This is a genomic window from Rudaea sp., from assembly GCF_057139185.1.
Genome location: NZ_DBNHDN010000005.1, coordinates 104,042 through 115,601 on the forward strand (window position 1 = coordinate 104,042; position 11,560 = coordinate 115,601).

The 11,560-nt window shown below is 63.9% G+C and carries 13 protein-coding genes; all 13 read left to right on the top strand.

What is annotated here, in order from left to right:
• The first annotated feature begins 17 nt into the window (after positions 1 to 17).
• Entirely contained in the window at positions 18 to 1,895 is a 1,878-nt protein-coding gene (locus tag AC16HO_RS01260; RefSeq protein ID WP_484335260.1) for a hypothetical protein, read from the top strand.
• Complete coding sequence (locus AC16HO_RS01265) at positions 1,892 to 2,077, top strand: hypothetical protein (protein WP_484335261.1); 186 nt, start codon at positions 1,892 to 1,894, stop codon at positions 2,075 to 2,077. Before AC16HO_RS01260 ends, AC16HO_RS01265 begins: the two co-directional genes overlap by 4 nt.
• On the top strand, positions 2,074 to 5,136 hold the full coding sequence (locus tag AC16HO_RS01270) for a hypothetical protein (protein WP_484335262.1): 3,063 nt from the start codon (positions 2,074 to 2,076) through the stop codon (positions 5,134 to 5,136). Before AC16HO_RS01265 ends, AC16HO_RS01270 begins: the two co-directional genes overlap by 4 nt.
• Positions 5,137 to 5,247: 111 nt before the next feature.
• On the top strand, positions 5,248 to 5,448 hold the full coding sequence (locus AC16HO_RS01275) for a hypothetical protein (RefSeq protein WP_484335263.1): 201 nt from the start codon (positions 5,248 to 5,250) through the stop codon (positions 5,446 to 5,448).
• Positions 5,445 to 6,557 (top strand): hypothetical protein, encoded by a 1,113-nt coding sequence (locus AC16HO_RS01280; RefSeq protein ID WP_484335264.1) that lies wholly within the window; start codon positions 5,445 to 5,447, stop codon positions 6,555 to 6,557. The genes AC16HO_RS01275 and AC16HO_RS01280 overlap by 4 nt, the downstream gene beginning before the upstream one ends.
• A 13-nt stretch (positions 6,558 to 6,570) precedes the next feature.
• A complete protein-coding gene (locus tag AC16HO_RS01285; RefSeq protein ID WP_484335265.1) occupies positions 6,571 to 6,918 on the top strand; it encodes a DUF2190 family protein in 348 nt (115 codons plus the stop codon).
• Between the two features lie 13 nt (positions 6,919 to 6,931).
• Complete coding sequence (locus AC16HO_RS01290; protein WP_484335266.1) at positions 6,932 to 8,107, top strand: hypothetical protein; 1,176 nt, start codon at positions 6,932 to 6,934, stop codon at positions 8,105 to 8,107.
• Between the two features lie 82 nt (positions 8,108 to 8,189).
• The gene (locus tag AC16HO_RS01295; RefSeq protein ID WP_484335267.1) at positions 8,190 to 8,687 is read left to right on the top strand and encodes a hypothetical protein; all 498 of its coding nucleotides are present in this window, start codon (positions 8,190 to 8,192) and stop codon (positions 8,685 to 8,687) included.
• A complete protein-coding gene (locus AC16HO_RS01300) occupies positions 8,684 to 9,109 on the top strand; it encodes a hypothetical protein (protein WP_484335268.1) in 426 nt (141 codons plus the stop codon). Before AC16HO_RS01295 ends, AC16HO_RS01300 begins: the two co-directional genes overlap by 4 nt.
• Positions 9,106 to 9,588, top strand: a complete 483-nt coding sequence (locus AC16HO_RS01305) for a hypothetical protein (protein ID WP_484335269.1) — start codon at positions 9,106 to 9,108, stop codon at positions 9,586 to 9,588. Before AC16HO_RS01300 ends, AC16HO_RS01305 begins: the two co-directional genes overlap by 4 nt.
• Positions 9,588 to 10,085, top strand: a complete 498-nt coding sequence (locus tag AC16HO_RS01310; RefSeq protein WP_484335270.1) for a hypothetical protein — start codon at positions 9,588 to 9,590, stop codon at positions 10,083 to 10,085. The genes AC16HO_RS01305 and AC16HO_RS01310 overlap by 1 nt, the downstream gene beginning before the upstream one ends.
• A complete protein-coding gene (locus AC16HO_RS01315) occupies positions 10,082 to 10,369 on the top strand; it encodes a hypothetical protein (protein WP_484335271.1) in 288 nt (95 codons plus the stop codon). The genes AC16HO_RS01310 and AC16HO_RS01315 overlap by 4 nt, the downstream gene beginning before the upstream one ends.
• 15 nt (positions 10,370 to 10,384) lie before the next feature.
• Positions 10,385 to 11,560 (top strand): phage tail tube protein (locus tag AC16HO_RS01320; protein ID WP_484335272.1); only part of this gene is annotated, 1,176 nt, incomplete at its 3' end.

Consider the following 11,560-nt stretch of genomic DNA (forward strand, 5'->3'; position numbering starts at 1 on the left):
AATCCGCAAGTCTAATCATGGCCAAGCGATTGCCCGATGTGAGCAATTTCGTTCTGCGCGCGATGGCGGAGCGCAACGTATTCACCCACGACGAGTTCGAGGCGTGGATGGCGGGGCGCGGCTGGGCGTGGCAGGCGTTGGATCGCGGCGAGTACGGCATCACGCTCGAGCAATCGATGGTGCTGTTCCTGTTCGAGGACCCGGTGCGATGGTGTGAAACGTTTTTGATCGAGCCGCGCACGGGCGAGCCGTGGAAATTTTTCGAGTACCAGAAGCCGAGCATCCGCGCGTTCGCGCAGAACGTGATCCATCAGGACGGCGCGGAAGTGGGCAAGACGCGCGAGATCATGTGCCTGGTGTTGTGGGGATCGTGCACGGCGGTCGGCTTCACGGTGCGGCGGCCGTGGTCGCTGATCGGGGCGCCGCAGCAGACGCATCTGGACGAAATCATCCTCGCGGTCGAGGAACAGGTCGGCGCGCAGGAGGATGGCAGCGCGAAGGGATCGCTGCTCTCGCATTTCTGGCTCAAGCCGAAGCGCACGCCGCACATGATGCAGCGCTTTCTCACGGTGCCGCTCGGCGAGACGGAACGCGCGGGCATGGCGCGCGTCTACTATCGGCCGGCCGGGCACGATGGCGAAGCGTTCCGCGGCGTGCATGTCAACGGCTTCGGCATGATGGACGAGGCGGCGAAGTTGAAGCGCGCGGTGCAGTGGACGGAGTTCTATCGCGCGTTGATGCCGGGTTGCCGCTTGCGCGCGTATTCGGTGCCGGACGGCGATCGCTCGTCGGGCTACTACAAACTGACGCAATCGGCCGTGCCTGATCTGCCGGCGGATGCGGAAGGCAATCGCCTGTTCCATTGGCCGAAGACGATCATGCCGGCGCCGTTCTATAGCGAAGCGCGCGAGCGCGAGTTCGTGCGGCTGTACGGTGGCCGGCAGACGCCGGGCTATGTGCGCAACGTGCTCGGCGACCACGGCGATGCGGAAGCGCCGGTGTGGAGCTGGGACGTGGTATTGCCGAACGTGCAGGACATGCCGGACTTCCGCATCATCAAGCTGGCGGCGGATCGGCAGCGCGGGCAGTTGTCCGTCATCGTCAAGCGCATCGAACTACAGATCGCGCATGGCAAGAAGTTCGGCGTGGAGCATTGGCTCGCCGACAGCATGGTCGAGCTCGATCCGTTCATTGGCAAGGATGATGATCTTCGCCGCGCGTCGTTTCGCGCGCTGCTGCGCGAGCATCTGCGCGGCGCGAGCGCGGGCGTGTTCTGGGCCGGCGCCGATCTGGGTGAGAGCAACGATCCGACCGAGATTCGAATCAGCGAGCAGATCGGCCCGAAATGGGAAGACGTGCTGCGCCTGAGTGCGAGCGGCCTGCCGTATCACGCGCAGCGCGAGATGATCTACGCGTTGCAGGAACTGTTCGGCTGGTTGCCGCATTGGGGCGTCGACCTGGGCGCGGCAGGAACGGCCGTTGTCAAAGACCTGCAGAACAGCGAGCGCTTCGCCGATGCGCATTTCGACGAGGTGATGACCGGGTTTCAGTTCGCGAACGCGGTCGAATGCATCGATGAGGACGGCGAAGCGCTGCGCGATGCACGCGACGAGGACGGCGAGGATATCGTGCGCGCTCCGGCCAAGCACTGGGCGACGCAATGCATTTCGCAGCGGCTGCAAAAGCTCGGCTATGCGATGGCCTACGATACCGAGGCGCTGAACTGGATGACGAACCACACGGCGCGCGAAGGCGCAAAGTGGCCGATTTATTCAAAGAATTTCGACCACGACATCGATGCGCGGAGAATGCAGATGCTGCGCAAGCTGTACGATGATACAAGTGGAAATGTGGACATTTTTTCGAGCGCTGTGCGCTTGCGGAGTGCGGCATGATGCGCGATCAACATCTCATCGGAAGAATGCGGAAGCTGAAGGCCGACATGCTTGCGGTGGCGGAAAATTTAGGTGAGCGCGGCAACAGCAAGGAATGGGAGGAAATGCTTGGCGCAAGCAAAATCCTGCAAACGTGGATAGATGGCATCGCTGCGGAACAAAAAACGAGGGTGAAGAAATGAGCATCGCCACCAACATGAAATCCTTTTTCTCCGGCGGCCTCGCCGCCATGCGCGGCAACAAGGCGCCGAACTACGGCGGCTCGCAGATCGTGCGCGCCGGAATGACGCTGGGGCCGTGGGATGCGATGCTGCATACCTTTGTGCCGCAGCTCGTGAACCCTTATTTCTACGAGGGTTTGCGCCGCGCGATTCCGCTGATCGAGGGCGGCATCAACTGCCTCGTGCTGCTCGACGGCATCGTGCGATTCGATCGCGAGAGCCCGGGAATCGACAAGGGGCTGGCCGACGAGCTGACGGCCGCGATGGCGGAGCTTCCGGTCGACGATGGCGAGATCGGCCTGCAGAGCTATTACGAGATCATCGGCAACGAAATCTACGAACAGGGCTTTGCGCAGGCCGAGCGCTTGATGGCAGGGCGCAAGCTCAAGGGCATCCGCACGGCGGACTCGAAAGGGCTGCTCGCGCGGCGCAACGAGAACGGGGAAATCGAATGGTTCTACCGGCCGCCCGCGTACGAACTCGCGACCCGGCGCAACGGCACGGACTACACCGAAGTGGTTTTGCGCAACAACATCGTGAACGTGACGCCGGGCTATTTGAATCAGCTGAACTACGTGCAACTCGATCCTTCGACGATGGTCTACAACGCATTTCGGCCTGAGTCGAATAATCCATACGGCGTGAGCGTGCTTCGCTCCGTGGAATTCGTGTCGCAGATCCTGCTGCGCATGCAGAACGCGACCGGTCGCGTGTGGGATCGCTTCGGCGACCCGTCATTCCAGATCAAATACAAGACGAAGAATCGCGCACTCAAGCAAGCCGACCTGGACAAGCGCGTGTCGCAAATTTCTGCCGACCTTGCGAACGTGCTTTCCGCGAAGCGCAACGGCAACAGCGGAGACCTTGCGCACGCGATCGGCGCGGACGACGACATCACGCTGGACGTGATTGGCGGCAACGGCCACGTCATCGACTTGAAGATGCCGGCGAATCACATGGTGGAACAAATCCTCGCGAAGCTGCGCATTCCTGGGTGGATGCTTGGGCTGTCCGAAGCGCAGGCCGGGCGCATGGCCGACCAGCAGTCGGAAATGGTGTTGATGGAATCCAAGGTGCGATTCGAGCGCCGCATCGCTTCGCTGAAAACCATTGTCACGACCTGGCTGCGCGGCGAGGGCATCACGTGGAAACCCGGCGCGTGGAACGTGGTGCAGGAGTTACCGAATCTGCGCGACGTGCAGAAGATGGCGCAGGCGCGATTCCTCAACGCGCAGGCCGACATGATGGCGAGCGGCGTCGTGAACGCCGCCGATGATCAGCAGCAGATGCAGCAATCGCTGACCGGCATTCCGCCCGCGCTCGGCGGCGACCCCAATCAGGGCAAGACGCTGAAAAGTATACAAACGCGCGTAAAAAAAAACGGTAGCGTCGTCACCGAACTGATTTTCAACGAGCCAAAGCATGCGCGCTGCGCGCATGCGAAGGCCGCTGGCGATGACGCGGAGCCGTGGGCGGAACCGGACCCGCTATTGCCTGGCATCGAGGCGAGCGCGGTGGATGGCTTGCTCAAGCTCTGGGCCGAACTGCAGAGGCAGACCGTCGCCGACCTGGGCGTGCTGGCCGGCGATGCCAGCGGCGCGGCGGTATGGCGGTTCGATGCCGGTTCCATGCTGTCCAAGTTGCTCGCGAACGAACAGGCCTTCATCGCGGCCGCGGGCGCGGTGGACGGCCCGCTGATCTATCAGGCATTCCAGGCCTTCGTGCGCGGGCTGGAAAACGCGGCAAGCGAGTTCGATGCGCAGGTTGCACTCGATGCGTACCGCGAATCGATCCGCGTCGAAGTTGCCACGCGCGGCATGCAACTAGTGAAGGACGCCGCCGCGCGCACATACCGCGACGGCATCCTCGAAAAGCTTGGCGCGGGCGCGTTCGATGGCGAAAACCCGATGACGGTGGCGCGCAAGCTGGCATCCGCATTCGATCTTGGCAATTACGATTGGGTGCGACTTGCGCGCAGCGAGATTGCGCGCGCGCAGAGCCATGGCAAACTGCGCGAGTATCGCGAACTCGGCGTGACGCAGGTGGATTGGTTCACGGCCTCGCAGGGGGTGTGCCCGATTTGCACGGAGCTCGGCGAGGGCGGACCGTACGATATCGCGACGGCGCCCGTGCCGGTGGATGACTCACACCCGAACTGCTTTCCTGCCGCGACGACGATATGGAGTCCGCGCCTCATCGGGTCCGCGGAGCGATGGTACGAAGGTGAGCTTGTCGAGATCGTCACGGCCTCTGGCGTACTCCTTTCCGGTACTCCGAATCACCCGGTACTCACCCCGCAAGGATGGATCCCGTTCAATTGCTTGCGCGAAGGCGATGATGTAATCCGCTGCCTCGATGCCGAGCGGGCAATGGCTCTCGTTTGCCCAGACGATTACCACGGACCAGCCTTGATCGAGGATGCTGCGATAACGCTCGGCACTACGGCGTCGGTGGCGGCCGTAACCGTGCCATCCTCCGCCAAACACTTCCACGGCGACGGGATGCATGCCGATGTCGAGATTGTAGAGGCCGACAGCCTGCTGCATGGTGACGTCGTAGCCGCGCTCGCGCAGCAAGCCAGCCAGCGCAAGCTCGTTGGCGTTGATTCCGATGCCGCGCAGCTCGCGAGTCTTCGCGCGCCGTTCGCGAGTCTCATACGATTCAACCCGTCCGCGCGCCGCGCGGTTTGCGGCGCTGACAAGGCGACGCCTTTCATCGATGCCGGTCTGCGCCATACGCAGATACAAGGATTCGCTGCGCCCGCGAATAGCAATTCCGGCGCGGCGAAAATAGCGATGCAAAGTCGGGCGGCTAATGCCGATGCGTTTGGAGAGGGCTTTGAGGCTCTCTCCGGACTGATAACTTGCGACCGCATCTTGGAAATTCGCAAACGTGACTTTAGCGGTCATGTGTACAACCTTGAAACGTCAACGGGATGGTATGTTGCCGAAGGTGTAATTGTACACAATTGCCGGTGCACGGTGCTCGCTGTTGATCCGGCTGCTCCGGCAATCACGTAGCTCGCCTCATCCTCGTATTCCGGTCCGGACGACGTTGCCCGCGCCCGCGCCGTATACAGCGCCGGAACTGAACCGGCGCGCGAGTCGCGCCGCATCGAACGCGAGGGCGACATGGCGGAACCGGACAAGGCGCAGAGCGAGGCGGAAGCCGAAGCGGAGCGCGCGAAGCATCCCGAACTGCACGACCCGGACTATTCCGGCAAGCTGACGGCCGATGTCGCGATGGCGCGCCTCAAAAAGTTCGGGCCGGCGTCGCTCGCGTCGGCGGAAACAAAGCCGGCCGCCGCGCCACAGACGAAGGCCGCGAAGTGAGCTTCAAGGCCGCCAAGATGATGCCGGCGCGCAGCAAGGGCGCGGGCACGCCGAGCGAGGCGCAACTGGCGGCGATCCGCCCGTACTGCCTTGCCGACTTGTCGGCCGACCAGCTCTACACGCGCAGTTTCGTGCTCGCGCACAACTGCATCGATCGCGACCAGGAAGTGTTCGACGAGGGCTTGCTCGCCGACTTCGCGAAGACGCTGCCCGGCAAGGGCATCTTCGTCAAGCATCCGATGAGTTGGGACGGCGACAGCGGCCCGGCGGAAGGCAAATGGTACGGCGCATCGCTGCAAACCATGTCGCTGGCCGATGCGCAAGCGCTGCTGCGCGAACCCGCGCTGACGCTGCCGCCCGACCGCAGCACGGTGACGCTGTTGATGGCGGACGGCTACTTCGCGAAAACCGAAGACAACGCGGACTTGCTGACCCGGCTCGATGCCGGCATCGCGGGCGATGTATCGATCGGCTTCAGCGCGGCCGCGCGCATGCCGATCAAGGATGCGGCCGGGCGCGAGCTGCAGGCCTGCCGAATCATGGGCCCGGGCGAAGGGCTCGAAGGTTCGCTTGTCTGGCTGGGCGCGCAGCCCGGCGCGCGCGCGGTGAAGCATGCGAAAAATTCCACAAATCCACTTTTGCAAAACGAGGAATCCGATATGGATCTCAAGCAGATGACCGAGCGCGCCGAAAAGGCCGAGAGCGACATCAAGGCGCTGAAGCCGAAGGCCGACCAGTTCGACGCGGTGAAGGCCGCGCTCGGCAAGGATCACGAAGCGCTGGCCGACAACCCGACCGCGCTGGCCGCGCTCGTCGTCGCCGGCAAGGGCGCGAATGCCGCCATGGTCGACGATCTCGTCGCCCGCGACCGCCATGCCGGCGCGCTCGGCGACACGCCGGCCGAAGTGGATGCGGCCAAGGCCGCGTACGCCGCGCTGCCGTTCTCGCAGCTCAAGACGTTGCACGGCATCGCGCAGAAATCGAAGGCCGCGCCCGCGACCACGGCCGCGACCGGCGCGCTGCGCGCGGGCGATCCGAACATGACCGGCGGCGACAAGGCCGCAACCCTGCCGACCGGCAGCCTGTTTTCCAACCCGCTGATCGGCTGACGGAGAGAGAGCCATGGCTTTGCAGAATCGTACGCCTTCGTACCAGGAAAAGGTCACGCAGTTCGCGCACACCGCCGCGACCACGGCGCTGACGCCGATCCTCATCAACGCGAAAGTGTTCATCCCGCTGAACTCGGCTGCGGCCAACGCGCTGAACGCGTTTTTCGTGAACGCGGAAATCAGCGGCTACGCGCAGGCGGCGGTGAATATCGCCGCGGGCGACAAGATCTACTGGGACAACACGAACTCCGTGTTCACCAACGTTCCGACCAGCAACACGCTGTGCGGCTACGCGCTCGAGGCCTCGGCTTCCGGCAGCGGCGGCGCGGGCGTGGTTTGGTTCAACACCTTCGCAGCCTGACCGGGGACAACGCATGAAAACGAACATCAAGTATGCCGCGCTGGCCCGCATGGACAGCAGCGAGCGCAACGTCGCGCTGAAACAGGCGATCGACCTCGAACTGAAAAAGCAGGTCGTCGGCAGCCTGTTCGAGCAGGAATACAAGTTCCTGCAGCGCGCGAAGGCGGCGAACGATCCGAACGCGATGCCGAGCCTGTCGGCCACCGAAGAGCGCATGAAGCGCTTCCTGCAGAACAACCTCCATGTGCTGCTGAACTCGGAAGAGCAGAAGGCGCTGGCCGTGCGTGCATCAATGGAAGGCGTCGAGCTTCCCGTCGCCGCGGGCAAGGCGTTTTTCGGCGAGAAGTACAACACGGCCAGCGACAACCCGATCCTGACCGACCTGGCCGCGCAGTTCGCTGCGTTCTTCCATTCGAACATGCCGGAAGTGGACACGAGCTGGATGCAGCTGTTCGATCTCGTCGACCTGCGCAACTCGCCGCACGACCATTTCGACATCGACGACACGAACGCAGGCATCACGTATACGCAGATCGTGCCGGGCGGCGAAATCAAGAAGCGCACCGCGATTACCGAAGCGCGCTCGCAGTGCTACTACACGACCTACGGCGCCGGTGTCGGCCTGCTCGATGACTGGATCACGAAGCAGATGTTCTGGCGCATCGATGAAGTGATCGCGGAGTTCCGCGCCAAGCATTTCGACCAGCAGGCGGCGGTGCACTATGCGCTGCTCACGGCGCAGGGCGCGGGCATCAATACCGCGTTCACGGTGGACGACGCGACCACGTTCAACGCCGCGTCGGCCACGCTGATCCGCAACCTGCGCACGATGGGTTACGGCGTCGGCCAGAACGTCAACTTCAAGATCGTGTGCGCCCCGGAAAAGGCCGGCCGCCTGATGCGCATGCTCCAGGCGCAGCAGGGCTCGCAGCTCGTCGCCTTCGGCACGATGAAGGAGCCGATCGCGTACACGGTGGATGCGGTGATCAGCTCGGTGTTCATCCCGAGTTCCGATCTGGGCTACTACCTCGTGTTGCCGGGCAAGAAACTGAAGCGAGGCCTCTGGCAAGACCTGAGCGTTGAGCAACAGCGCAACGCCTCGCAGCGTGCGACCGACTGGTATGCCAGCGCGCAGTACAACGCGATCATCGGCGACACGAACCAGATCCGCCGCGTGCTGTACGCCTGATTTTCGGAGTGGGTGTGTCACGGGCTTGCCGGGCGGTGCGCAATCGCCCGGCATTTTTTCAAACGGACGGATAGACGTTTAGATGGCTGGAAAGGCGACCATTGCGGACGTGCTGAACGAGGGCTTTCAGGCCGCGATGTTCGGCGGCGTCGCCACGTTCGCCACGGCCGGCGGCGTGGTCGACACGCTGTTGACGCGTGCGAGCAATTGGGCGCAGTCCAAGGTGGGCGTGAACAACTACAACGGGGCCACGTCGCCTTCGTATTTGTTCGATTGCCTCTTGCATGCCGAGGTTGCCTATGCCTCGTGCGAGTTGTGGCGCCGCCGCATCGCCTTCATCGATGGCTCGGCCACGCTGAACCTCGACGCCGGCAACCGCTCGGCGATGCTCGCCGAGGCGCGCAAGCTAAGCGATGCGACCAACGGCGACGTGATCTTCTGGATTGGCGAGGCGCAGCGCGCGCTCGGGCTCGACGTGCAGGCCGACATCCCGGGCACGGGCATGGCCAGCGGCATGATCGAAACCGGCATGTTGCCGCAGACCGTGGCCGCGGCGCGCAATTACGGCGGCCCGCAATGATCGAAGTCACCTCCAATGCCGACGACGTAGCGGGCACGCTTGCCGCGCGGCAGGCCGCCGTGAGCGAGGCCGTGCGTACCGGCGTGCGCAGCGCGTTGCTCGCGATCGAGCGCGAGGCGGTGAAGAATCTCTCCGGCGGCGGCGCGCCGTGGACGTATCCCGTGCCGGTGCGCACGGGCAACCTGCGCGGCGCGCGCACGGTGCAGCAGCCTGAGCCCGGCATTGGCATCATCTCGTTCACGGCCGCGTATGCCTGGGCGATCCATTCCGGCAAGGTCACGCAATGGGCCGGCCGCGGCAAGACGCGGCAGGTGCAGAAGCAAGCGCGCCCGTTCGCGCAGGATGCGGTGGACAAAGTGGACCCGGGCAAATACGTCATCGGCGCCGTGGCCAGCGTCGTGCGCGGGAGCCCTGCCGCATGACTGCGCTGCGCACCTATCGCGATGCGCTCGCCGCGCTGCTGACGACGGATGCCGTATTCGTCGCGGCCGTGGCCGCCATCGTCGGCCAGCCGGTCACGACGGTGCTGAAAAGTAACCGAGCCGCCGCCGATATCGCGCCGGGCATGTATCCGTGCTGGGTGCTCGAGGTGGGTGACGGCCACGCCGCGACCGTGAGCAACGACGCGCAGGAATACCAGACCATCGGCCTCGCGCTGCAAACCGCCATCGTCGACATGCATATCGCGCTGGTGTGGATGGACCAGGACCGCGACCACGCATCCGATGGCCGCGTCGACCTGCCGTATCACCTGACGCAGTTGTTGTTGCGCAACCCGCAGCCGGGCGGCTGCGAGCAGGCGGTGCTGGTGGATTGGCAGCCGGATCGCGGTGCGAATCACCCTACGCAGTTCTGGCGTGCGCGGATCGCGAGCGGGCATGTGATTCAGAGGGACGCGTGATGACGTACGACGATGCCAGCCAAGCTGCATTCGACGACGCGCTGCGCCATGCATCTGAGGTGACGGGCCTGCCGCTGTATATCCGCAATTGCAGCAAGTGCGGCAAATGCGAATTCATCCCGCAAGACCCTGCGAATCCACGTCCGCGCCCGCAGCGGTATTGCCGTGCATGCAAGGCGGCGCACAAGCGTGAGTGGCGCAAGACGCATCCCCAAAGCGCGGAACAGCGCGCGAAGTCCAATGCGCGCAGTTACGCGCACGTCTATCGCGACCGGGGAAAGATCAAACGCAAACCGTGCGAGCAGTGCGGATCGATGGATGCAGAAATGCATCATCACGATTACAGCAAGCCGCTTGATGTTCGGTGGCTTTGCCGGCCGTGTCATTTGAGTGAGCACGGCATGACGCCAGCATCTCCAACTTTTGAAGTCCCGACCGTTCCACGTGGATCGTTCCACAAGTATACATTTGATTATCAGGCGGAGAATGCAGCATGAAAACGGTAAGACTCCCCAGCGACAACCCGGACGGCCTGATAGCGCTCGGCCCGTTTCTCGCAGGCAAGTGCTACGCGGTGCCGGATGACGTGGCGCCGATGCTCGACGCGCGCCTGGCGCTGGCCGAGCCGGGCAAGGGCGAGACGTTGACGCCGACGACGGCCGCGCATGAAGAAGTGTTCGCGCACGTGCGCGCGCTCGCCGCGCTGGGCGCACAGCCGAAGCAAACCGCCGAAGCCGAGCCCGCGAAGCCGGCGAAAGCCGCAACCCAAGTTTCGAACTGACCGGAGGCCGCAATCATGGCACTTGCAAAAGGCATCAATACCGCGATCCAGTGCTGGCAGGAACAGACCTTCGGCACGGCGATCGCCGCGGCCGGCGTCGTGACCGCATCGATCGCGACGACCACGCTGACCGTCACCGCCGTGACGAGCGGCGCGATCGGCCCGGGGCAGGTGCTCACGGGCTCGGGCGTCACGGCCGGCACGGTGGTTGTCGCGCAGCTCTCGGGCACGCCGGGCGGCGTGGGCACGTACAGCGTGAGCCCGTCGCAGACCGCGGCGAGCACGACGATTACGGGGCAGTACCCGACGGAGAATCTCTACTTCAAGCAATTCACGCCGTCGGGCCAGATCGCGCAGATCATCGACCAGACGATGGCGGGCGGCCTGCGCGGCCTGCCGGCCGCGATTGCCGGCAACAAGGACGTGACCGGGCAGATCAATGCGACGCTGGCGCCGCAGTCGTGCGTCAAGTTTCTGGCCAACCTCATCGGCGCGCCGACCATCACGAATCTTGGCGCGGGCAAAAACCAGTTCGTGTTTGGCGTGGCGGGATCCGGTGCGGCCGCGCTTCCGGTAGGCATGGGGTTCCAGGTGGATCATTCGAGCGCGATCGCCTCGCCCGGGCGTTACCTGCGCTATTACGGCGCGCGCCTGAGCAAGGGCAAGTTCACACTAAAGCCCGATGGCTTGATCGATTGCAACTACGATGTCGTCGGTTCGGATTTCGACTGGACGCAGACCGCGAGCGTCAACGCAGCGCCGGCCGACTACGGCCATTCCGGCTTCTCGATGTTCACCGCCTCGCTGCTCGAGGGCGGCAGCGCGACCAGCGTCGTGCAACAGATCGATCTCAACATCGACAACCAGCTCGACACCAGCCTGTACACGATCGGCGGCGGTGGCAAGCGCGGCTATTTGCCGGAGGGGTTCTTCGTCGCGAACGGCATGCTCACGCTGCTGTTCAGCGACATGACGATCATGAACAAGGCGCTGAACATGACGCAATCCACGCTCTCGCTGACGATGCAGAACGGCGCGGGCGACGGCACGGCGGGCAACGATTACCTGAACTTCAACATTCCGAACCTGCTGTACAAGCTCGCCGCGCCGCCGATCAGCGGCCCGAAGGGCATCATCGCGAAGATCAATTTCGAAACCAACCGGCCGACCTCGGGCGAGACGGGTTTCGCC